At 45.3% G+C, this 22,125-nt stretch carries 22 protein-coding genes; 5 read left to right on the top strand and 17 right to left on the bottom strand.

All coding sequences use genetic code 11. The features are described 5' to 3' along the window. Window positions 1–10: 10 nt before the first annotated feature. The 4 genes from metG to ACX6CI_RS00095 all read right to left on the bottom strand — a co-directional run bounded on the left by metG (window position 11) and on the right by ACX6CI_RS00095 (window position 5,235). The gene (metG, locus tag ACX6CI_RS00110) at window positions 11–1,963 is read right to left on the bottom strand and encodes a methionine--tRNA ligase (RefSeq protein ID WP_458776143.1); all 1,953 of its coding nucleotides are present in this window, start codon (window positions 1,961–1,963) and stop codon (window positions 11–13) included. Between the two features lie 70 nt (window positions 1,964–2,033). Beyond that, the gene (locus ACX6CI_RS00105) at window positions 2,034–2,939 is read right to left on the bottom strand and encodes a PSP1 domain-containing protein (protein WP_458776142.1); all 906 of its coding nucleotides are present in this window, start codon (window positions 2,937–2,939) and stop codon (window positions 2,034–2,036) included. A 304-nt stretch (window positions 2,940–3,243) separates the two neighbouring features. After that, a complete protein-coding gene (holB, locus tag ACX6CI_RS00100) occupies window positions 3,244–4,215 on the bottom strand; it encodes a DNA polymerase III subunit delta' (RefSeq protein ID WP_458776141.1) in 972 nt (323 codons plus the stop codon). Then, entirely contained in the window at window positions 4,216–5,235 is a 1,020-nt protein-coding gene (locus ACX6CI_RS00095) for a 3'-5' exoribonuclease YhaM family protein (protein ID WP_458776140.1), read from the bottom strand. Between the two features lie 327 nt (window positions 5,236–5,562). On the opposite strand from ACX6CI_RS00095, the gene ACX6CI_RS00090 reads away from it, so the two are divergent. Further along, on the top strand, window positions 5,563–6,123 hold the full coding sequence (locus ACX6CI_RS00090; RefSeq protein ID WP_458776139.1) for a glycine cleavage system transcriptional repressor: 561 nt from the start codon (window positions 5,563–5,565) through the stop codon (window positions 6,121–6,123). Window positions 6,124–6,166: 43 nt separating this feature from the next. Then, the gene (locus tag ACX6CI_RS00085) at window positions 6,167–7,546 is read left to right on the top strand and encodes a DUF711 family protein (protein ID WP_458776138.1); all 1,380 of its coding nucleotides are present in this window, start codon (window positions 6,167–6,169) and stop codon (window positions 7,544–7,546) included. 82 nt (window positions 7,547–7,628) lie between these two features. Here the strand turns inward: ACX6CI_RS00085 and ACX6CI_RS00080 are convergent, their stop codons facing one another. After that, a complete protein-coding gene (locus tag ACX6CI_RS00080) occupies window positions 7,629–8,627 on the bottom strand; it encodes a diguanylate cyclase (RefSeq protein WP_458776137.1) in 999 nt (332 codons plus the stop codon). Between the two features lie 48 nt (window positions 8,628–8,675). Further along, on the bottom strand, window positions 8,676–9,104 hold the full coding sequence (locus tag ACX6CI_RS00075) for a hypothetical protein (protein WP_458776136.1): 429 nt from the start codon (window positions 9,102–9,104) through the stop codon (window positions 8,676–8,678). Between the two features lie 116 nt (window positions 9,105–9,220). On the opposite strand from ACX6CI_RS00075, the gene yaaA reads away from it, so the two are divergent. After that, window positions 9,221–9,985, top strand: coding sequence for a peroxide stress protein YaaA (gene yaaA / locus ACX6CI_RS00070; RefSeq protein ID WP_458776135.1), 765 nt, complete (start codon window positions 9,221–9,223; stop codon window positions 9,983–9,985). A gap of 26 nt (window positions 9,986–10,011) precedes the next feature. On the opposite strand, the gene ACX6CI_RS00065 is transcribed toward yaaA, so the two are convergent. The 10 genes from ACX6CI_RS00065 to htpG form a co-directional block, all read right to left on the bottom strand. Continuing rightward, window positions 10,012–10,473, bottom strand: a complete 462-nt coding sequence (locus ACX6CI_RS00065) for a hydrogenase maturation protease (protein ID WP_458776134.1) — start codon at window positions 10,471–10,473, stop codon at window positions 10,012–10,014. After that, window positions 10,470–10,949 (bottom strand): L-2-amino-thiazoline-4-carboxylic acid hydrolase, encoded by a 480-nt coding sequence (locus ACX6CI_RS00060; RefSeq protein ID WP_458776133.1) that lies wholly within the window; start codon window positions 10,947–10,949, stop codon window positions 10,470–10,472. Before ACX6CI_RS00060 ends, ACX6CI_RS00065 begins: the two co-directional genes overlap by 4 nt. Continuing rightward, window positions 10,946–11,197: a 4Fe-4S dicluster domain-containing protein gene (locus ACX6CI_RS00055; RefSeq protein WP_458776132.1), complete on the bottom strand. Its 252-nt coding sequence runs from the start codon at window positions 11,195–11,197 to the stop codon at window positions 10,946–10,948. Before ACX6CI_RS00055 ends, ACX6CI_RS00060 begins: the two co-directional genes overlap by 4 nt. Beyond that, window positions 11,190–12,617, bottom strand: a complete 1,428-nt coding sequence (locus tag ACX6CI_RS00050; protein ID WP_458776131.1) for a Ni/Fe hydrogenase subunit alpha — start codon at window positions 12,615–12,617, stop codon at window positions 11,190–11,192. Before ACX6CI_RS00050 ends, ACX6CI_RS00055 begins: the two co-directional genes overlap by 8 nt. A 1-nt stretch (window position 12,618) precedes the next feature. Next, a complete protein-coding gene (locus ACX6CI_RS00045) occupies window positions 12,619–13,548 on the bottom strand; it encodes an NADH-quinone oxidoreductase subunit B family protein (RefSeq protein ID WP_458776130.1) in 930 nt (309 codons plus the stop codon). Between the two features lie 27 nt (window positions 13,549–13,575). Further along, window positions 13,576–14,070: a hypothetical protein gene (locus ACX6CI_RS00040; RefSeq protein WP_458776129.1), complete on the bottom strand. Its 495-nt coding sequence runs from the start codon at window positions 14,068–14,070 to the stop codon at window positions 13,576–13,578. 512 nt (window positions 14,071–14,582) lie between these two features. Continuing rightward, on the bottom strand, window positions 14,583–15,200 hold the full coding sequence (locus ACX6CI_RS00035; protein ID WP_458776128.1) for a YqaA family protein: 618 nt from the start codon (window positions 15,198–15,200) through the stop codon (window positions 14,583–14,585). Next, complete coding sequence (locus ACX6CI_RS00030) at window positions 15,184–15,828, bottom strand: protein-L-isoaspartate(D-aspartate) O-methyltransferase (protein ID WP_458776127.1); 645 nt, start codon at window positions 15,826–15,828, stop codon at window positions 15,184–15,186. Before ACX6CI_RS00030 ends, ACX6CI_RS00035 begins: the two co-directional genes overlap by 17 nt. Further along, window positions 15,828–16,214: a hypothetical protein gene (locus ACX6CI_RS00025; RefSeq protein WP_458776126.1), complete on the bottom strand. Its 387-nt coding sequence runs from the start codon at window positions 16,212–16,214 to the stop codon at window positions 15,828–15,830. The genes ACX6CI_RS00030 and ACX6CI_RS00025 overlap by 1 nt, the downstream gene beginning before the upstream one ends. 323 nt (window positions 16,215–16,537) lie before the next feature. Continuing rightward, window positions 16,538–18,418 (bottom strand): molecular chaperone HtpG, encoded by a 1,881-nt coding sequence (gene htpG / locus ACX6CI_RS00020; protein WP_458776125.1) that lies wholly within the window; start codon window positions 18,416–18,418, stop codon window positions 16,538–16,540. 159 nt (window positions 18,419–18,577) lie between these two features. Between htpG and ACX6CI_RS00015 the strand changes: the two genes are divergently transcribed. Next, on the top strand, window positions 18,578–19,261 hold the full coding sequence (locus ACX6CI_RS00015; protein ID WP_458776124.1) for a metallophosphoesterase family protein: 684 nt from the start codon (window positions 18,578–18,580) through the stop codon (window positions 19,259–19,261). Further along, on the top strand, window positions 19,258–20,649 hold the full coding sequence (gene hemG / locus ACX6CI_RS00010; protein ID WP_458776123.1) for a protoporphyrinogen oxidase: 1,392 nt from the start codon (window positions 19,258–19,260) through the stop codon (window positions 20,647–20,649). The genes ACX6CI_RS00015 and hemG overlap by 4 nt, the downstream gene beginning before the upstream one ends. A gap of 132 nt (window positions 20,650–20,781) precedes the next feature. Here hemG and dnaA read toward each other — a convergent pair whose 3' ends face one another. Further along, entirely contained in the window at window positions 20,782–22,125 is a 1,344-nt protein-coding gene (dnaA, locus tag ACX6CI_RS00005; protein WP_458776122.1) for a chromosomal replication initiator protein DnaA, read from the bottom strand.

Raw genomic sequence — 22,125 nt, 5'->3', positions numbered from 1 at the left:
TCCCTTTTTCTCAAGCAACCTTACTGCCCGTTGTAATAGCTTCACTTACACTACTTAAAATCAAACAATCTTTTTCACCACTTGTATCTTTAGCGGCAAGCACCATTCCGTTTGAAGCGACACCCATAAGTTGAGCCGGCTTCAGATTCGCAACAATAATAACCTGACGACCAATAAGGTCTTCAGGGCTATAGTGCTCAGCGATACCGGCGACAATCGTTCGTTCTTCAGGTGCCTTCACTGTGAGTTTGAGTAACCTGTCCGACTTTTTAATAGGTTCAGCTGCAACTATCTCTGCCACCCGAAGATCAATCTTTTTAAAATCATCAAAGGAGATCAGCCCATCCTCAGGCTCATCCTTCTGCTGTTTCTTATTTTTTTTGGATTGCTTGGATTGCTGAGGCTGCTTGGCAGGCTGCTGTTTTTTGGTCTCTTTTTCAAGGCGCGGAAACAGGGTTTCAAGGGGCTGCAGCTGTACACCCGCTTCCATCAGGCCCCACTCTCTTCCCTTTGGCAGGAGTGCGATTCGTTCATCACCTCTTTCCATGGCAAGGGCCTGTGCCATTTTCACAGTAGCACCAATCATTACTGGCCGAAGAACAAGCGTTAACAACCTAAGACCTTCAACCAGTGTGTACAGCACCGTATCCAAACGTTCTGCACTGCTATCTTCTTTTGCAAGAGTCCAGGGTTCGCTGGTGACGATGTATCTATTCACAACACCCACAAACTCCCATATTGCCTGGAGTCCAAGGTGGAAATTAAACTGTCCCATCACCTCTTCATACCGTTCTATCATCAGCCTGGCAGAATTTTGCAATTCCATATCCGCCTCAGCATATGCGCCAGGAGCTGGGATAACCCCCTCTCTATATTTTTGCACCATGGCAATAGCACGACTAAAAAGATTGCCAAGATCATTGGCTAAATCAGCATTCTGTCTTGCCACAATGGATTCTGAACTAAAGGAAGAATCAAGACCAAAGGACATATCCCGAAGTGTAAAATAGCGAAGTGTATCAACACCGTAGGCATCCACAAGCTCTTTTGGCCGCACAACGTTACCAATACTCTTTGACATCTTGGTGTCATCCACATTCCAGTACCCGTGGACATGGAGTTTTTGGTAAAGCGGCACTTCCATTGAAAGCAGCATGGTTGGCCAGTAGATCGCATGGGGCTTTAGTATATCTTTTGCAATTACATGTTCTGCCACCGCCCAGTGTTCCTCATACAATTCACCATCCGGGTAACCGATACCGGTAAGATAGTTGATAAGAGCGTCAAACCAGACATATGTTACAAAATTTTCGTCAAAGGGTAGTTCAATACCCCAGGTCAGCCGTGATTTAGGACGGGATATACAGAGGTCTTCCAAAGGCTCACTCAAAAATGCCAGCACCTCATTTTTATACCTCTCAGGAGTGATAAATTCAGGGTTTTCATTAATGTGATCGATGAGCTGCTGCTGGTATTTTGACATTCTAAAGAAATAATTCTTTTCAGCAATCTCTTCAGGTGGCTTCTGATGATCGGGACAGTTACCCTCTACCAGCTCTTTTTCAGTGAGGTAGCGTTCACACCCCTGACAGTAGAGTCCAGTATACTCATCAAAGTAAATATCTCCCTTATCGTATACATCCTGAAGTATTCTCTGAACAACAGCAATATGTTCAGGATCAGTGGTTCGGATATAGTTATCCGGCTCAATCTCTAAAATCGGCCAGGTGGACCGGAACATGGCACTAATGTTATCGACATACTCCTTAGGTCCAACCCCCTGTTTCTCTGCAGCCTCTACTATCTTATCGCCGTGTTCATCAGTTCCTGTCTGAAAACGCACGGAATCTCCTAGAAGACGCCTGAAACGGCTATAGGTGTCCGCTACAATAGTGGTGTAGGCATGCCCGAGATGTGGCTGGGCATTTACATAATAAATAGGGGTTGTTATGTAGGTTGTCATAGTAATCTATATCAAATTTTTAACACAAGTTGGTTAACCGTGGTAAGACGAATCAGGGATTGATCTCCACTTACTCACCACTACTTTTTCTCTCTTTTTTTCTCTCAGGATTTTGCCGTTTCACAGGTTGAAATGACCGCCACTGCTCTGCCGACAACGTCACCTCTTCCCCTGAACTGTTTTCGGCCAAAATCGCATTTTTCAGTATAATCTGCCGTCTGACCAGATAGGTTTCCCCTTCAATTTTAATACGTTTGCCCGCCTTTGGCATATTCTTTCGTTGTTTTTTATACGTATCATACTCATATGTCAAACAGCAAAGCAGACGGTTACAGACTCCGGAAATCTTAGTCGGATTCAACGGCAAATCCTGTTCCTTTGCCATCTTAATGGAGACAGAGTCAAATTTTTTGATAAACGATGAACAGCACAATTCCCGGCCACAGGTACCAACACCGCCAATCATTTTTGTCTCGTGACGTACCCCGACCTGACGCATCTCAACCCTGGTTCTAAACTCCTGAACCAGATCCTTTACAAGGGCTCTAAAGTCAACTCTGTTATCAGCTGTAAAATAGAAAATCATCTTACTGCCATTAAAAAAACGCTCAACCCGGACAAGGTGCATGTTCAGTTTATGCTTCTTGATCAATTTACTACAGGACCTGAAGGCGCGAGTCTCACTGGCAAATAGATTTTTAAATTTATCCAGCTCATTCTCATGGGCAACTCGTTTTATCACATAGGTCGCTGTACTCTCTTCAGACTTACACCCGCACATCGGAGCATCACCTGCAATCTTTGCCGGCTCCAGCCCATGATCTGTCTGAACCATAACCACAGTACCAACAATGAGATGACCCGCTAAATGGGATGCTGTAAAGTGCTGTCCATCGTCGCGAAAACGAATACGATAAAACTGCTGTTCGTGCTCGGTTGCCTCTTTGATAGATTCTTTTTTTTCAGTTTCTGACATCAACCTTCTTCCTTATGACATATCCCAATAAAGGGGAAATAAGCGTCGGGATAAGTACCTCAAAGATCTCTCTTCACCTACTATCCAGAACGTATTATTATAAGCTTCTAATTTAATACTATCCTTCAAACCTCTCGTTCTCTATCCCAGGATTTCCTGAAGTAGGGTGCGAACCCCAGTTAACAAAGCACAAGCCGGGATAAGCACCATGGAGCCCTTTATGAATTCCCAGTCGTAAAGATGTCTGGACTTTTTCTTGCTCTATCCAGAATTTCCTGAAGTATGGTGCTAATATTGAGCACTCCTACTGTAACTTAAAGAGAAGTACCTCACAAACAAGATTTTTGTTACAATTCCTGGAAAGCTCTAGCTCGGCCCGATCAATCGCCTGCAATTTGATATAAATCTGCTTTGAACTCCAGCCTTTTACAGCCTCCCCCATACCTAAAAGAGTCAATACTTCTGTTTCCTGAAACAGAAGATCCCTGAGCCACAGCCGTAAAAGACCAAAAAACGTGGGCAGCTCCTCTTTCAAGGCTGCAACCTTCTCTGCCAGGCGCAGGAGCAAACCGACATCTCTATTTATATCAATTGCAGAATCACTCAAAAAGCCTATTACATCGCTGAGCAATGGAATCATCCCGGCCTTGTGCAAGGTCAGCGCAATACCGGGACTACCCTCTGAAAGCCTGGCCAGAACCCTGGCCTCAGTATCATCAACATCATTATCAGCCAGAACCGTACAAGTATCCTCTGCAGTCAAAAAGCCAAAAGGCAGGACCTGGCACCTGGAGGTTAGAGTGGGCAGTATATCCCTTGAAGAGTCAGCCGTTAAAATAAGGATATTACCGACCGGAGGCTCTTCTAGTGTTTTCAGCAAACTATTTGCAGCCTCCCGTCTCATGGTGTGGACGTCTTCAAGAACCACAACACGCACTGCGGACTCATATGGAGGATAGCTGACGACCTTAATCAGACCACGTATCTGGTCAATCTTAATGGCACCTTTGTCCGGCTGAACAATTGTAAAATCTGGGTGATTTCCTGCATAAAGTTTTTTACAGGATGTACAGTCGCCACAAGCCTGCCGGGGTCCTGAGACCTTGCAATTTAGTGCCGCTGCCAGTCCCCGGGCGTACATACGCTTGCCTACCCCATCGGGGCCTTTAAACAAAAAGCCGTGGGGTAATCTCTGGCCACCAAGAGTCCTGCCAAGTAATTTTTTGGCTTTTTCCTGTCCTAAGAGCTGGCTATAACACAATGGGGAAGAAGACATTTAAAACAGCGTCCCTTGTTTTGAGGCGGAAGATCCCGGCTGTATGGATGGAGTGGTCTGCTTTTCGAAGCCACCAAGATAAAGATATCGCTCAAGACTGCGTTGATAATCCGTCCAGCTCAACTCTTCGTTTTCCATCTTACGCCGCAACTGCTCTATGATATTCATCTTAGCGTCAAGGTCATCAAGAAAACTCAGCATAAAGGCCTCAACAGTCATGGGCACGGTGGGTGATCCAAACTCCTGACGCCCATGATGACTTAAAATAAGGTGTTGAACCTGACTTGCCAACTCTTCCGGGAAATCTTTTATTTTAGAAGCAGCTCTGCCAACCATTTCGCTTCCTATGACAAGATGTCCCTTCAACCGACCCGGCACCGTATAATCGACAACCCCACATTCCATCTTCAGCTCTTCCAGTTTTCCAATATCATGGAGAAGAGCCCCTGTGAGCAGCAGTGATCTATCAACACCTTCATAGTGGTTTGCAAGGGAGTCAGCAGCCTTTCCCACAGAAAGAGAATGCTCCAAAAGCCCACCTATGTAAGCATGGTGAATTCCTTTAGCAGCAGGGGCCTTTTGAAACCTTGGCCACCAATCACTTTTCGCAAAAAAGACATTGAGTAATTTTTTGAGGAAGGGATCTTTTACAGTGCGGACAAGTTGTTGTAATTCTCCAGCCATCTCTTCCCGGCTTCTGGGAGAGGCGGGAAAGAAATCGCCAAGATCAAGCCCCTCCTGTTCAACCAGCCGGACATCATCTACTTTAAGCTGCGGCTTATCACGATACAGCTGTACACTTCCGCACACCTGCACAACACTACCCACAACACATATTTTTTTATAGCGCGGGGCATCATCCCAAATCGGACCGGAAATTTCCCCGGTTTTATCCATCACAGTGAGTACAAGATACGGTTTTCCTGCACGGGTTTCACCAAGCTTTGAGCTTTTCACCAGAAAGATATCGTTTACTGCCTCACCTTCTCGCAAGGCCTGTACAAATGCAATTTTATTCATCGATTTCTATATATTACAACCAGACACCTCCTAAGTTACAGGAGAGTCTTATCATTGAGCGCCAGGTAAATCTAATCCAATCCCAGTAAAGGGAAATAAACAAAAATAGTTAATATACAAACATTAGCCACAAAACACCCATACTTTCACCCTTGATAGGCTTATCCAGCTATGCCCCGAAACCGCGTAGCTGCGCTTGTTAATTTTTCTTCCTTGCCCATTTCGTTAATCGGTGGAATAATATAAGGTTCTGCTTAGGCACCAGAGAACACTCTGACCAGAAGAACAAACACCATATAACTTACGCTGCACAGGAGTACGAACACAATGAGAAAACAGATGATCATTTCAGTTATGTCAAAGGACAGGCCTGGAATCATAGCAAGTATAACTGGAGCCATTTTTAGACTTAACGGAGATGTGGCTGACCTCAATCAGACCGTCCTCTGCGGTTATTTGACCATGATCCTTAGCGCCACCTTTGAAGACGATGTGACCAAAGAAGATCTCCATGCCGCCATTTCACACGTTAAAACTGAGTCTAAATTTGAGGTATCCATCAAAGAAATTCCTCCCAGTGAAGAACTTACAACGGATGGGGTTCCTGAGGAAACATACATTCTCACAGTACAGGGTCCAAACCGTGGTGGTATCGTACACGACATTAGCCAGTTCTGTTTTGAACACAATGTGAATATCTTTGATCTTGCGACGACATTAAAAGATGGCCAATACACAATGGCACTTCAGCTCGATCTTAAAAACTGCAGTTGTAAAATGATAGAACTGCAGGCAAGGCTTGAGGAGTATGCCACAAACAATGGCCTCACAGTCATGATGCAACACAACGATATCTTTCAAGTAACAAACGAAATAACCTTGCACTAAAAGGTAGTGCCATACCTGGCACCTCACTTCAGGAGACACCACCATGCTACGCTCTGACCAGATCCTTTCCACCGTCGAGATGATCCAAAAAGAAAATCTTGATGTACGTACGGTCACAATGGGGATAAACCTCCTTGATTGCAGATCAGGGAATATAGAAGAAACATGTAACAAAATTGAATCTAAAATTGTCACCTTTGCAGGAAACTTTGTTCCAACCTGCAATGAGATGTCTAAGAAATACGGCATCCCAGTGGTCAATAAGCGCATATCAGTGACTCCAATCGCCCTTGTAGGTGCCGGATTTAAAAAGGACGATTTTATTCAAATCGCAAAGACGCTGGACCGTGCCGCAACACGCGTTGGGGTAGATATCCTGGGTGGCTACTCCGCCCAGGTTGAAAAGGGTATGACTGAGACTGACCGTGAGTTTATTGCCTCCATCCCTGAAGCACTCGCTCAGACTGAAAAAATCTGTTCCTCTATAAATATTGCCACCACCCACAAGGGTATTAACATGGACGCCCTTGCAATCATGGGCCAAACTGTAAAAGATCTGGCTGAGATGACTGCTGATTCCGGTGGCTTTGGCGCAGCCAAATTTGTGGTATTTTGTAATCAGCCTGGTGATAACCCATTCATGGCGGGTGCCATCCACGGCGTTGAAGAAGCTGAAGTAGTGCTGAATGTCGGAGTCAGCGGCCCCGGTGTAATCGCGAGATCCCTTGAGCGTCTCATCGAATCACACGAACCAGGTACCCTTCAATTTGACGAACTGGCAGAAGAAATCAAGCAAACCACCTTCCGGGTCACCAGATGCGGCGAGCTTATCGGCCGTGCCGTTTCAATGTCTCTTGGTATTGAATTCGGTGTTGTTGATCTCTCCCTTGCTCCCACCCCTACCATCGGCGATAGTGTCGGCGAAATCTTTAAGATTTTAGGTGTCGACTCCGTGGGAGCTCCAGGCTCCACTGCAATCCTTGCAATGCTCAACGATGCAGTTAAAAAAGGTGGTATCTTTGCCAGTAAAACCGTTGGTGGCCTTAGCGGCGCCTTTATTCCAGTAATGGAAGATGCGATACTGGCAGACGCCGTGGGTGACGGTTCTCTTACTCTTGAAAAACTTGAATCAATGACCTGCGTCTGTTCTGTTGGCCTTGATATGATAGCCATTCCCGGCTCAGTTGATGCCGATACCATTGCAGCAATCATTGCAGATGAAATGGCCCTTGGAGTAATAAATTCCAAAACCACCGCCGCACGGCTCATCCCTGTTCCGGGTAAAGAAGTTGGGGATCATGTAAGTTTTGGTGGTCTTTTTGGTGCAAGCCCTATCATGCCAGTCAACAATGTTGGTAAGTCCAGCAGGTTTGTTGCCTGGGGAGGAAGAATGCCAGCCCCGATCCATAGCTTTAAGAACTAATATAGAAATAAACTTAGATTTAAAACAACAAAGGCGCTGAGGGGAATACCTCCAGTGCCTTTGTTGTTTTAATCCGTACTGTCTACTTGTGAAATACCCTGTTACGCCCAGCTCTCTTTGCTTCTAGAAGGGCACTATCTGCCTTTTCCATCAACTCTACTGGCTTATCAACAAGTTCAGGGTGCATGGTTGCCCCCCCGATGCTTATACTGACCTGGCCAGAGTCAGGTGAGCCCAGATGCTCCTTTTTAAGGGCGTCCACATTTTCAAGCATTCGCGTTGCTACAAGTTCAGCACCTGACTTATCTGTACCTGGAAGAATTGCGGCAAACTGATCGCCGCCATACCGTGCAACGATATCCACTGGTCTTAGCAGAGTCCCATGGAGAGCTCCTGCAAGTTCACGCAATAATTCATCCCCCGAACTACGGCCATAATGTTCATTGTAGGGTTTTAATAGATCAACATTAATAAAGAGCAGTGACAACGACTCAGACTGCCGAACCGCCTGCCGCCACTCTTTTTGTAAATTCTCATCAAAATAGTATCTATTAAAAAGGCCGGTGAGGTTGTCAAGGGATGAGAGGAGTTCCAGCTGACAATTCTTTTCGAGCAACTCCTGATGCCGAACCTCAAGCTCAAGTGATTTTGCCTCGAACTCCTCCCTGTAAAATATGACCCTCTTTTTCTCTTTATCAAGTTCGAGGAAAAATTGAATTCTGTTTTTCAGAAGAGTTCCATTAATGGGAGTCAGTAAAAAGTCAATAAGACCTGAATCGTGTCCAAGGCTCAATCTGTCAGCATCTTCTCTGTCATTAATAATATAAAGAAGTGGCGGGTCTGAAACTTTATTAAGATCTTGTAGTAGAGAAGAGTCAATACCCCCCCCCACTGCTTCTGCATCAATCACAACACAGGAATAATCTTGCAGAGATAGCTTCTGCTGCAAATCCTTCAGATCCGTAGCAAGGTCCAATCTAAGGTCCAATCTAAGGTCCGACATCCAGGCAAGCTCTTTACAAATAAGCTGTCCAAGATCGTTTTCAGAGTCACATAGGATAAGAACTAACGCTTCACCCATACCGCACCTCTCTACATAGTTTTCAGGCACTCTCCTAAAAAAACACCTCTACTCTTTTCTTGCTGCTTCAGCAGCCTCTCCAATACGTGCCACAAGGTATTGCCCCAGTGTCTCATCATCATCAAACATATCAAAACAATACCCATCGCTCCCGGCCAAACCACCCGGGATCAACTCACCCCGTTCATCCGGATCACTAATCATGTCTTCATAAAAACAGACCGAGAGCCAACGTTCTGCAGGATCATCATCAATGACATCAACAATGGCAAACAGGTTTCTTTCTTTCTGAGTAGGATATTTGGGCCGAATAGAATAACTCACCCCGGGGCGCGCCATAAACTGCAATTCAACATCAGACAACTTCTTCAATTCGCCGTATAACTTTTCAAACCAATTACGCATGGCCTCATTTTCGCCAGTCCAACCCTGGATAAATGAATCTATTTCTGCTTGAGCCTCGCTATTTCCTGACATATCATCCTCCTGTTACAGAACCTGTCTGCCACCGTTGCTTTTAAACGAAAGATACAATATAAACTAGAACTTCAATATAGTGTTTAACTCATCATATCATTTCTTGAAATAACTTTATGCAACTTATAACTGCTCCATCCAAGACCCAAGAATTTAATGGTAGAATCTTCACTGGTCACACTCTTCCCCAGTGCCTTGCAACCAGTCTAACAATAAACAACATCCTGCAAAAGATGACGAGAGATGAACTTTCAACTCGTATGAAAACCAGCGCCAAGCTCACTGAGTCTACCTACCAGCGAATACAAAATTTTGAAACACCCTTCACAATAGACAATGCCAAGCAGGCCATCTTTACCTTTCAAGGTGATGCGTACGATGCTATTGATGCAGAGAATTATAGCGCCCAAGAACTCGAACATGCACAAAAACACCTCAACATACTCTCCGGCCTTTATGGGCTTCTTCGCCCCTTAGACCTCATGCAGCCGTATCGGCTAGAGATGGGCCTCAAACTCGCTGTAGGAAATTGTAAAAATCTCTATCAGCTCTGGAGAGATGAAATTACAGGAGTTCTCAATAAGAGACTGGCCCAGTCAACAGATGCAACTGTTGTCAACCTCGCCTCCACCGAGTATTCAAAGGTGATTGACAGAAAACAGCTGCAGGGGAAAATTATAGAGGTGGCCTTTCAACAGGAGCACAAGGGTCAGATTAAGACCATCCCAATCCACTCCAAACGAGCCCGTGGTATGATGATTCACTACGCCATCAGTAATAGAATTGAACAGGCCCGACAACTACAGCAGTTTGACCTTGATGGCTATGGTCTTGACAGTTCTAAGACAACTGATACAAGCTGGGTCTTTGTACGTAAATAAAGACAAGAAGTAGTTCATAGAGAGGATCAGGCCATTGCCAGATCAAGAATTTGGGTGAGAGCCTTTGGGATTGAATCAACCACTTCTTTGGTTAGGCCGATTCCAAGTTTATCAAAACAGGCTCCCTCCACCCCCACCAGAACAACACGCTGGGGGCATTTTTCAGGAAAAATATGCCGGGCAACAGCAATGGCCTCTCTCACTCCAATGCCATGGCCGCTGACGGGTCTACCCTCACAGACAGGCAATTCGCTCCAATCAAGCACAATAACATCGCCCACCGTACCACCGAGCTGCACACCATCAACCACGATCAGCAGTTCCTCGCCCTGTAGCTCTTCTATCAGATCAATTCCGCCAAGGCCTAAAAACTTCAACCGCACCTGCCCGGGCAAAGAAGTGCTACTGAGCTCCTGATATAACACCTGACCTATACCGTCATCGGCCACAAGCTGGTTACCAACACAAACAATAAGAACCTTGTTCACGAGGGCCTCGCGGGAGCACCACTAAAGGCAATGGAAAAACAACACTCGTCACCCACTGCCAGGGTCTTTGGTCGTGCAGGCCTTCCCACAAGCTCTGCCATAATTCCTGCAAAATAGTAGTGAAACATCTGACAGGCCTCACCACCAAGCTCAAGCCCTCGGTTTTTACAGACACTACCAATGGGACAGTCGGTCAACTCAAGCACCACGCCAGCACCCTCCACCGTACCGTCGATCTCCATTTGTTGAATACGAAAGACACGGATTACTTCACTCAACACCTCTTCAACACTGTCTTCTTTAATATGCACTGGTAGGTTAGCAGCCATTTTTCTGCCCGCGGCAACTGCGAGTGCCGGAGTGGATTTACCCACAAAGGTAACAATGGTTTCAATAAAGATATCCAAGAGAAAAGAGACCTCGGTAAAGGCCTTGTCGTAATCTTCTGTGGTGAGTGAGAGTTCGTTATTGTTCATATGAATTTCTCCATCCGACTGCTAAATTCAATATTGCGATAGAAATTTTTAACCTGATGGTGGTTCTTATGGGTTATGGCAAGAGATGGACAAATATAGCTACAGCTCAAACATTCAATGCAGTTTTCAACAACAGCAACTGTCGCTTTTTGAGTAGTTTCATCAAAACCAAAGCATTCCGTTGGGCAAACATCAAGACAGAGCTGACAGCCCCTGCAGGATTTTTCATGGATGGTCATTTCAAGCATGGGAACCTCTCTGGATTCTTTTTACTACCTCACCCTTCTGTCGTACTTCAATATCCAGTCCCATCTGTCCTATGGCATGGGTGGAACAGGCAAGGCAGGGGTCATAACAGCGAACGATAAATTCTATACCGTTAAGCATCTTCGATCCTGCATCAATTGATGGCAGTGAATTGGCCCCCTCTTTAATTGAGGCATTAATGGCCGCAGTATTCTGCTGGGTAGCAATGATCATATTTGCAGCTCTCACGATTCCCTTATCATCAATCTCATAATCGTGGATCAGAGTTCCCCTGGGAGCCTCAATATGGGCCACCCCACGACCAGCTTTAATTGGTGCGGCAATCCTTGTCACTCCTCTGATCGCAGCATTACTACTGAGCTCGACCGCATGCTCACAGGCATACATCAGCTCAACCAGCTTTGCGTACATCTGTATCACAGCATTATGGCAAGGCCTGCCAAAGTTTTCTCTGAATTTTTCAAATTCGGTGTGGGCAAGTGGAGTGTCAATGCCATCAATGACATTGAAACGGGCAAGATTACTCACACGGTACATATGCTCCTTGCCCCCATGGAGAAAATAGACTTCTTTCGCGTAGGAGTTAGTTACTGCACGCTCTACAATATAATCTTTGTATTCACTTGATTGAAACTCCTTTTGCAACACCCCCTTGTCATCAACAACCCTTAGGGTTCCATCGTAAAAGCTAAGACCGCCACCAGGATTGACTGACCCCATATACCAGGTGGGAATATTGAGCTGACTGAGCAGTTCGGGGTTGGAATCAAAGAGACCAAGGAGGAGATCTCTTGTCCTGCCAAACAGTTCTTTCACAAGACTGAGTGCTTCGACACTAAGATCCTGAAGACGTTTACACTGCCCATCTGAAAGCGAGAATGAAAGCCCGCCTGCAACAGCTGTCACCGGATGAATGCCACGCCCTCCAATCACTTCATTTATTTTCTGCCCAAGGGTTCTAAGCCGTAGCCCCTTCTGGGTCAGTTCCGGCTCTCTTTCTGCCATACCAACTATGTTCTGTGTAGCAGAATCCCCGCCTAAACCAAAAACCAGATCGGGCCCTGCGAGCACAAAGAGTGACAGGGCATGGGAATGGATAACATGTCCCATATACATAAGTTCGCGTAGTAGTTTTGCAGCTTCAGGAATTTCAACACCAGCACAATTATCAAGGGCCTTAGCGGCAACGAGGTGATGGGCTGTGGGGCAAACGCCACAAATTCTGGCGGTTACCTGGGGAAGGGTATGCGCCTCCATCCCAAGAAGAATCCGTTCAAAGCCACGCAGCTCATTTACACAGAAATGCGCCTCATCAACCTTGCCCTCATCATCACAGTCAAGGAGAACCCTTGCATGACCTTCAATACGGGTGACTGGGTCAATTTTTATGGTCGTTGTCATCTTAGGCTTCTCCTTCAGCAATCCACTTTCGAATCAAAAACGTTGGCTTGTTACCAATCATCTTGGTCGCCATAGCATAGGCGTAATGGGTTTTAGCAGATTTTTCCAGGTGTGTTTTTATGGTGTCGTAGGGGATTTGTGTAAGTCTTGACATCCTCTCACTTATCTCAGTTCTTATATCCCTTGTGGGCTCAGAGAGTACCTGCATAGTTGGACCAGCGCAGCCACTGCAGGCAATGCCATGGTTCGGGCAAGGAGCAAGACAACGATCAAGGGTTACAGAACCCTGACAGATATAACCCTGGCTGAGAAAGCAGGTTTCATTATCGGCAAAACCATCAGTCGGCGTTTTAACCTCTGTCACATCCGTTTTTTTCATCACCCGGTGACATCCTGCACAGACCGTTTCTTTTACAACTCTTGGAGCTCGCTCGTTAATAAGTGAACTCAAACCTTCGAGTATATAGTGGGCATGGGGTGGACAGCCCGGTAAATAGAGGTCAACATCAATCACCTCATCGATGGGTGTCACCATTTTTCCAAGGGCTGAAATAGAATTGTTCGGGATAGTATCGGTCTTGGTCGTAGGACTTTTCCGGTACACATGATCCATTATCTCTTCTCTTGTGTGAGCGAGACCTGCACCATGAAATCCCCCGTAGACGGCACAGGTTCCAAAAGCAATAATGGTCTTACATTTCTCCCGCATGGCGATGGCCGCTGTGCGATCATGCTCTGTTCGTACTGACCCTGTTACTATTCCGATATCAGCTTCCGGGTATTCTTTTTCATCTGTGAGAACAGGGCACTTCAGGATTTCAACAGACTGCAGTACGCTTAACATCTTCTCATGCAGATCTACAATTGCAACATGACAACCACCACAATCACAGAGCCATTCGGTATTCAAACGAATCTTACTTCCACTCATACTTTCTCCCTCGCCATCCGGATGCTATCATTTTTTAACTGTCAATATTTTCAGGCAACTGTTCTCTCCGGCATGCTTAATCTCAAGTGTGGCCTTCTTGCCCATAATAGCTTCCAAGGCACCAGCAAAAAAACCGTACATCATATTACAAAGAGAGCCCTGCTGGGGATGACCAAATCTCAGTAGAGACTGGCGAATCATACAATCACGAAAGACAAGGAGTAGCTGGGCGTCCCCTTCTTCGGTATACGATATATATTCTTGCTGATCTTTTCGCTTAAAGGGCTCAAAGCCCCAGAGGCAATTATTAGCCACAAGAATAGAGCGTACTTCATCAATGGCTGCCAAGAGATCTCCAGTCCGTTTGGCTTCAGCTGAAAACTTGCGACCAAGCTTTCTCCCCGCAGACATTGTCATACTATTGGCGCCACGACCGAGAATAGGTTCAATACCAGCTGAGAGAGCCGCCATAAAATTCATAGTCTCCTGCAGGGTACGTCGTTTCTTTAAAATTTCCTCCACACCACAACTCCTCATCGTTTATAAGCAATGAAACGGCTGAACCGACAGAGCAGGAATAGCAACTTCTGCACAGGTAACCACCGCAGAAAACATCGATGAAAACAGTTCCCCAGACAATGCAGGGGTCAAGCGGGAATAAATACCACAGGGCACCTATTCATTATCAGTTTCAACCCATGAAATCATTTGATTTCTATGACTGTTTCCTCGAACAATTATATGAATAAGCCTAACCCCGATGAACGGGATAAGTGCCTCGAAGGTCTCACCACGTTCACTATCTGGTGATAAGACTCACCTTACGATTTCAAATTCAATTCCTGAGTTTCTTGTTTTTTATGACAGGATTTCAGGAGTAAAACACTAATAATATGTGGACTTTCACACAAACTCAAGGAAAAGATTTAGCCTGACCAGGTAATTGTGCAGAAGAATGCACAAGGGGCCCTTTCAAAAGGACCCCTTCGAGGCAAAAAGACAATACATACAAAGGAGTGGGACTGTAGCAGGTGCTAGAGGAGGAGCTTTATAAGAATAAATCCTGCAGCCAGAAGAACCACAAAAGCGATGGAGAGAATATTAAAATACGTATCTATAAATTTTTTAATCTGTGGACCAAATTTCCAGATAAGGCCAGCAACAAGAAAAAACCTGGCCGAACGAGCCAGGAGGGAGACGATCATAAAGGTTACAAAATTTGAATGAACAAAGCCTGCCGTGATCGTAAACAACTTATACGGAATTGGAGTAAAACCAGCAGTACCAACAATCCAGACATCGTAGTCCTTAAAGTACTGCTGTACCATGTCGTACTTGTCACTGAGACCGTACCAGTCGATGATGGTCATTCCAATACCATCCATAAACCAAAATCCCAGACCATACCCAAGCGCACCACCTAGAACTGAGCCAATGGAGCAGACCGCAGCGTAACGAAACGACATGGCCGGAAGGGCCACACACATAGCAATGAGAAAGACGTCCGGTGGTAATGGGAAAAACGAAGACTCTATGAATGCTATAAAAAACAGTGCATAGACACCATACTTACCACTAATCCATTCCATACAAATATCGTACAATCTACGGACAATCCCAACCTTTGGTTGTGCTTCACTTACCCCAGCCATGCTCTCCCACCAAGTCTACAAATCGGACACTGGCAAGACACGACATCTCAACCTTGCCTTCATTTTTCTGAACAAACTGCAATTCCTGAACATGTTGATCACCCACAGGGATAATTAACCGTCCACCATCATTTAATTGTTCGACAAGCGGCCCTGGAACCTCCGGGCCACCAGCTGTCACAATAATAGCATCATAGGGACCATTTTCAGGCCAGCCCATGGTGCCATCATCGAGTTTTGATCTGATATTATAGTAGCGCAATTTATCAAAGACCTTGCGCGCCCTGGCAAGAAGTGAATTTATCCTCTCAACCGTATACACCTGGCCACAGATTCTCGATAACACTGCAGCCTGATAGCCTGAACCTGTACCGATCTCCAGCACCTTATCTGAATTTGAAAGGGTTAGCGCCTGGGTCATGGTTGCGACGATATAGGGCTGAGAAATAGTTTGTCCGGCCCCAATTGGTAATGGATGATCTCCATAGGCACGTCCCTGCATAGCATCATCCACAAACAGATGCCTTGGGACCTCAGCCATAGCACCAAGAGTAGCAGGGTCTGTAATATCACGGTTTAAAAGTTGCTCCTGAACCATACGGTTTCGGCTTGTTGCAAATTGACTCATCAGTTTTTCTTCTGCCAGGAATAATCATCAGCCCAGTCGAGGTCATCCTCATCATTTGAGGAAAACTTACTGTCTGTAACAATACCGTTAGTAAAAGTAATTATGACTCGGTTTATCTCGGGACTACCAAGATACTTACCTAGAAAAGGTGTCTTTTCCGCTGTACTCTTTTTCTTCTGAGTATAAAGCCATTTTTCAACGCCCCCTTCCAGCACCTGCTGGTCATCCGGGTCTCCTAGAAAAATGAGCACATCTTCCCGCGTCGATTGCCCCACCTGTACAAGCGCTATGTCAGCTGCAAGATGGCGTACCGGGGTAATATAACAGCCTGCAAGTAAACAGACGGTCAAAAGCATCATAAGAATTGCGCTTTGAGGCGATTTCATAGGGATCTCCAAAACAGCTGTTATTGTTAATTTCTCAACAAGTCTATAGTCTGTGACATTGTATTTTTCAATCTATAACGCCCAATATTGCAATATTTAAGCTAAGAACCATGAAAACAGAGCAACCGCGAGCTGACAAACAGTTGCAAGGATACACTGGTACGAGACCTCATGAAACAAAAAAACTCCACCCTTGAACATTTCAAGGGTGGAGTCTTAGGTCTGAAACTAAGCACGTTTAGTACCCTACAGATTCATTCTTTATTTGTATGAATAAATTGACTAAAGGCACTAACCGCTACTTTACTTGCCGTTTACAGGAATTAGCCCTGCACAACTCTATTGAGTATTTTGTAGTTCCTCTCCACCATTTCAAGTGGGTCAACAAGAAGTCCTGCCTGAATCATGGCGTTGTCATGAATCTGAAAGGCCACCTGTCGTGCAAAATCGGCATCGCTCTTCTGTAGCGCCACGAGTTTTGTAATAAGATCATTTTTAGGGTTGATCTCTAGCTTTTTCTTACTCTTTCCCATACCAGGAATCCCCTGCTCCGTACGATTAGCAGCCATGATACGTTCCATGGAAGAAGTCATGTGACTATCGGGATTAACAATCATTGCAGGTGCATCAACCAATCTTTTGGAAACAGAAACCTCAGATACGTTGTCTGCAAGAACCTCCTGCATCCACTTGGTGAGAGTTTCCATATCCTCACCACTCTGCTTCTGCTCGTCTGTTGTTTCTTCCTTTTCCTTTTCTGCGTCATCTTCTTTAGAAAGAGATAAATCAGCTCGATCAGCAGAAACCAGCTTCTTGCCATCAAACTCTCCGAGGTGGTTCAGAACAAAATCATCAATTGGCTCTAGGGTATAGAGAATTTCAATGTCTTTTTCTTTAAACATCTCTACATATGGACCCGCTTCAATGGCAGCTCTGTTTGGACCATTAATAAAGTAGATCTCTTCCTGGTCTGGATTCATTCGTAGAACATAGTCGGCAAGAGACACAGGCTTATCAGTCTCAGATTTTGAAGACTCAAAACGGAGCAACTTGCCAATCTCTTTCTGGTACTCATAGTCGGATGTAGCACCTTCTTTGAGGTAGATACCAAAGGTCGACCAGAATTTAAGGTACTTTTCAGGATCTTTCTTTGCCTGCTCGTCGAGATACTTGAGAAAACGCTTGGTGATAACCTTACGGATTTTTGCTACTAGCGCGTTATCCTGCAAGGCCTGCCTTGAAATATTGAGTGGCAGGTCCTCACTATCGACCACGCCTTTTAAAAATCTCAACCACTCAGGCAGGATAGTTTTGGAATGTTGATCGATAAGAATTCTCTGGCAGTAGAGATTCACACCAGGATCCACCTTACCAAAACCAAAGCCTTCAAAGTTTTCAGTTGGTACAAAGAGTAGTGCATTAATTGCAAGGGGCGCGTCTGCAGAAAAATGCAATTGATACATTGGATCAGTGCCCGCATTTGCAACAAACTTGTAGAAATCATTGTACTCCTCTTCACTGATTTCGCTGCGGTTCTTGGTCCAGAGAGCCTGTACAGTATTTACGACCTCACCACCAAGTTTTACAGGAAAGGAAACAAAGGCGGAATACTGTTTGATGATAGAACTGATCTTCCAGTCTTTTGCGTAATCCTGAGCATCCTCTTTAAGCTCAATAATGATTTTTGTACCTCTGTGAAGCCCTGGCATCTCAGAAATGGTAAAAGAACCGGTTCCGTCTGAAACCCACTCGTTACCCTCGCTCTTGTCCCAGGATCTAGTCTGAACCCGAACAGTACTACCAGCCATAAAGGCAGAGTAAAAACCAACACCGAACTGACCGATGAGGCTTACATCTTTTTGCGCTGCTTCCACAAGCTCTGCGAGATAGGTATTAGACCCGGAGTGGGCAATAGTACCGAGATTATTCTCCAACTCTTCACGGGTCATACCGATACCGGTATCGGTGATGGTCAGAGTATTTTTCTCTTCATCCAGCTCAATTTCAATCTCAAGGGGGAGGTGGTCGTCAAATACATCTGTTGCGGTCAGACTTTCATGCCTGAATTTTTCCAGCGCATCAGCTGAATTGGATATAAGCTCCCGAACAAATACATCTTTTTCTGTATAGAGGGAGTTAATTACAATATCGAGTAGTTTTTTAGTTTCTGCCTTAAATTCGAAAGTTGTTTTCTCAGCGCTCATCGAGTACCTCATTTGATTCAATTAGTTAAAGAAAAGAAGATGACCTTTCCTTTCCATTGATTTTTTATATAAAGTCGGCCAAAATGTTAAGCATCGATATACTACTGTCAAGAGCCGTCCTTCACCTCTGAGCCACACTTAAAAACTTCAGGAATAACCATGAAAATCATAGCCGTAGGCGATATACATATGGCACCGGAATATCTGGATAAAATTCCAGGTATCAGAAATGCTGATCTGGTTCTGCTCAATGGAGATTTAACCAACTATGGGGGCGTGAGTGAGGTGCGCGGGGTATTAAACCACTGTATGGAACTCAACCCCAAGACGCTGGCCCACTTTGGAAATCTCGATAAGCCCGAAGTGAACACCTACCTTGAAGAGCTTGGTATAAACCTTCACGCTCAGGCCCGACTCATTGAAAATACCATCTGCATAGTTGGCGTGGGGGGCTCAAATACTACTCCCTTTCTTACACCATCTGAATTTTCAGAAGCGGACATCAGGGCAACCGCAGAAAGTGCCTATCAACAGGGCAAAGAATTTGTCCGTCTTGCTGAACCTTTGCATAAAAGAAAAATCCCTATTCTCTTTGTTTCACACACTCCACCCTACAACACCAGGCTTGATACCATTCGAAGCGGCAAACACGTTGGCTCTAAAGCCATCCGCTCAATCATTGAAAAATATCAACCTGCGCTTACTGTTGTTGGGCACATCCATGAAGCAAAGGGAGAGGACACCATTATAGATAGCCCCATAATCAACCCCGGCATGCTCAGAGATGGTGGATGGGTGGCAATCGAAGTCGTTAATTCTCAACTCTATACACACTTGCAATGAACAATACATACCAGACCTTAATATTAGGCGGTGGTCTTTCCGGGCTCACTGTGGCACACAAACTAAAACTCAACGCGCCAAAGCATTCGTTTTGTATCCTGGAAAAAAGCGGTCGCACTGGCGGAGTTGTCAAAACCCACAGAGAAGAAGGCTTTATCACCGAAATCGGTCCCCATGGATTTTTGGACAACTGCGCAGAATCGAGGCTCATTCTCCAGGAGACTGGTCTTGACAACGAAGCAGTCAAAGCCCCTCTGATCGATTTTGTTCGCTATGTCTATCTGAACGGCAAGCTGAACCTTATTCCCCAGACGCCTCTTAAAATTTTAATGGCTCCCCTTATTCCATGGCATGCCAAACTTCGGGTATTAGCCGACCTCTGGAAACCTGTTCTTGAAGGGGAACCTACTGTCGCTAAATGGATTAACCACAGATTTGGCCCTGCTCTCTTACCCTATGTAGACGCCGTATTTACCGGCACCTACGCCGGAGACTTTGACAAACTCACCATAGACAGTGTTATGCCCGGGGTACGCTCCCTTGAAAAAGAACACGGCTCGGTCTTAAAAGGCCTGATCGCCAAAATGCGGGTCAAGAAAAAGGAGGGCGGACCAAAGCTTGAGATGCCCGCCATGACAAGTTTTCCAAAAGGTATGGTACGTCTTGTGGAACGCCTCACTGAAAACCTCTCCACAGAAGAAGTAAAGGTAAATTGTGGTGTCACTTCCGTTAAGCGTACGGAAAAAGGTTGGGAGGTTGAGGCTGGAGGTAGTACATATTTAGCTAAAAATGTGGTCTTTTGCCTGCCAGCAAATGCGGCCCTTAAGCTCCTCAGTAAAACCCATCCCACAATACCCCAGCAATCAATCCCTGAGACTTGGATTACAACTGTGGTTTTAGGCTTCACCGATGATGTGGTTATTCCACCAGGCTTTGGCTTTCTTACACCTGAAGTAGAAAAACGTTTCACCCTTGGATCTCTTTTTTCATCAAATATGTTTCCAGGAAGAGCCCCAAAAGGACACGTTGTCTTTGAAACCCTTGTTGGTGGCAGGCGCCATCCCGAACGTTTAGACCTTGATAAAGAAACACTCACCAAGAATGCAATAAAGGATGCCAAGGAGATTCTAGGTATTACAAAAGATCCGGTCTACACTACAGTTCTCAAATCAGATGGTGGAATCCCTCAACTTGAGCGGGGCTACCCTGACCTTCTAGAGTGGCAGAAAGCAATCCAGCAGCAGGACAAGAGCTTATTCATCTGCGGCTTTGGCTGGGATGGCATTGGCTTAAACGATATGATGAAAAGTGGAACCAGGGTTGCCGAAGAGCTCATAAATTCGTCAGGCAAAAAGTATGATACTGAGTTAAAGGGTGTCTATTTTTAGCAGGAACCTTCCCCAGCAGTTGTAATCACTAGCCCCACAATACATGCAAAAGTGGCCCGGTTTCCAAAAGAAACCGGGCCACTTTTTTGCGACTATAATCCTATCCTCAAAGTGAGGTGCACTCAGGTTATTTTACAACTGATTAACCTTATCGCTTAGAATCTCGAGCTGTGCATTCACCGAAGTATCACGCACAAGCTTATTGGAAACCACCTTAATGGAGTGGAGCACAGTTGAGTGATCACGATTAAAGGCCTTGCCGATATTTGCAAGAGAATCCTCTGTATGCTTTCTGGCAAGGTACATTGCAATCTGACGGGGGACGGTGATATTTTTTTTCCGCGACTTAGACTGCAGATCCTTAACACTGACGTTAAACTGCCTGCTCACCAAATCACATATCATTGATGCAGTCAGACTCTGGCCAAGCCCTACAACATTACTGACAACTTCCCGAACCAGATCCATATCAATATGGCCACCGGTGAGCTGAGCCTTTGCCCGCAAGGCAACCAATGCAGATTCGATCTTTCGTACGTCGCCCTTTATATGGTTGGCGAGAAAATCGATGAGATCTTCATTGAGACCGAGCTGTTTTTGTATAGCCTTTTGTTCAATAATCCTGAACCGTGTCTTCACATCCGGGGCCTTAATGCTCGTAACCAGACCGGAACTCATGCGGGAACGAAATTCGTTGTCGATACCGACAAGATCCCGTGGTGCAGTATTAGCTGTTAAGATGACACGCTTGCCTGAATTAATGAGCATATCAAGTACATCATTTAGTTCTTCCTGTGTCTTCTTCTTGCCGGTAAGAGCGTGAATGTCCTCGACGAGCAGAATGTCACAATTTTCCTGATATTTACGTTTAAAATCATCCATTGTCTTCGTCTGAATGCCACGGATCATCTCAGAAGCAAACTGCTTGGCTGTAAGATAATGTAACCTGGTCATAGGGGACTCGGTGAACACCTTATGGGCAACAGCATGGGTGAGGTGACTTTTACCAAGACCAGTATCACTATTTATATACAGGCAGGGGCCTACCAAACCATCTTCTGCCACAACTGATCTACAGGCGGATTCTGCAACAATATTTGAATCCCCCACCATAAACTGATCGAAGGTGTAACGCGGATGAAGATTTCTTGACCTTGACGTATTAAGGGGTACATTCGGCAGACGCATTTGCCCTTTGGGAGCAGATTTCTTTTTCTTAGGCGCAGACGGAGCAACCTTTGGAATAGCCTCTTCACAAATAACAACCTGAGTCTGATCCAGCCCATTTTCAGCAAGTTGTTTTTCAATGGTATTCTGAAAGTTTCGCTTTACATAGGCACTAAAATATCGGTCGGGACTTCTTAGAACGAACTGTTCACCCTTAAGCTGTTCAAACTGCAGGGGTTCAATCCATAAATGGTAGATATTATCTGCCATTGTAGTTTTAAGATTTTCCTTAATTTTGTCCCAAACCAT

The organism is Desulforhopalus glucosivorans (assembly GCF_054397165.1).
Note: the sequence above shows the minus strand (reverse complement) of the source record. Positions and strands in the feature narration are given on the sequence as shown.

Coding starts and splice junctions, on each gene's coding strand:
- metG (WP_458776143.1), bottom strand. CDS start 1,963: ATGACAACCTACATAACAACCCCTATTTATTATGTAAATGCCCAGCCA.
- ACX6CI_RS00105 (WP_458776142.1), bottom strand. CDS start 2,939: ATGTCAGAAACTGAAAAAAAAGAATCTATCAAAGAGGCAACCGAGCAC.
- holB (WP_458776141.1), bottom strand. CDS start 4,215: ATGTCTTCTTCCCCATTGTGTTATAGCCAGCTCTTAGGACAGGAAAAA.
- ACX6CI_RS00095 (WP_458776140.1), bottom strand. CDS start 5,235: ATGAATAAAATTGCATTTGTACAGGCCTTGCGAGAAGGTGAGGCAGTA.
- ACX6CI_RS00090 (WP_458776139.1), top strand. CDS start 5,563: ATGAGAAAACAGATGATCATTTCAGTTATGTCAAAGGACAGGCCTGGA.
- ACX6CI_RS00085 (WP_458776138.1), top strand. CDS start 6,167: ATGCTACGCTCTGACCAGATCCTTTCCACCGTCGAGATGATCCAAAAA.
- ACX6CI_RS00080 (WP_458776137.1), bottom strand. CDS start 8,627: ATGGGTGAAGCGTTAGTTCTTATCCTATGTGACTCTGAAAACGATCTT.
- ACX6CI_RS00075 (WP_458776136.1), bottom strand. CDS start 9,104: ATGTCAGGAAATAGCGAGGCTCAAGCAGAAATAGATTCATTTATCCAG.
- yaaA (WP_458776135.1), top strand. CDS start 9,221: ATGCAACTTATAACTGCTCCATCCAAGACCCAAGAATTTAATGGTAGA.
- ACX6CI_RS00060 (WP_458776133.1), bottom strand. CDS start 10,949: ATGAACAATAACGAACTCTCACTCACCACAGAAGATTACGACAAGGCC.
- ACX6CI_RS00055 (WP_458776132.1), bottom strand. CDS start 11,197: ATGCTTGAAATGACCATCCATGAAAAATCCTGCAGGGGCTGTCAGCTC.
- ACX6CI_RS00050 (WP_458776131.1), bottom strand. CDS start 12,617: ATGACAACGACCATAAAAATTGACCCAGTCACCCGTATTGAAGGTCAT.
- ACX6CI_RS00045 (WP_458776130.1), bottom strand. CDS start 13,548: ATGAGTGGAAGTAAGATTCGTTTGAATACCGAATGGCTCTGTGATTGT.
- ACX6CI_RS00035 (WP_458776128.1), bottom strand. CDS start 15,200: ATGGCTGGGGTAAGTGAAGCACAACCAAAGGTTGGGATTGTCCGTAGA.
- ACX6CI_RS00030 (WP_458776127.1), bottom strand. CDS start 15,828: ATGAGTCAATTTGCAACAAGCCGAAACCGTATGGTTCAGGAGCAACTT.
- ACX6CI_RS00025 (WP_458776126.1), bottom strand. CDS start 16,214: ATGAAATCGCCTCAAAGCGCAATTCTTATGATGCTTTTGACCGTCTGT.
- htpG (WP_458776125.1), bottom strand. CDS start 18,418: ATGAGCGCTGAGAAAACAACTTTCGAATTTAAGGCAGAAACTAAAAAA.
- ACX6CI_RS00015 (WP_458776124.1), top strand. CDS start 18,578: ATGAAAATCATAGCCGTAGGCGATATACATATGGCACCGGAATATCTG.
- hemG (WP_458776123.1), top strand. CDS start 19,258: ATGAACAATACATACCAGACCTTAATATTAGGCGGTGGTCTTTCCGGG.
- dnaA (WP_458776122.1), bottom strand. CDS start 22,125: ATGGTTTGGGACAAAATTAAGGAAAATCTTAAAACTACAATGGCAGAT.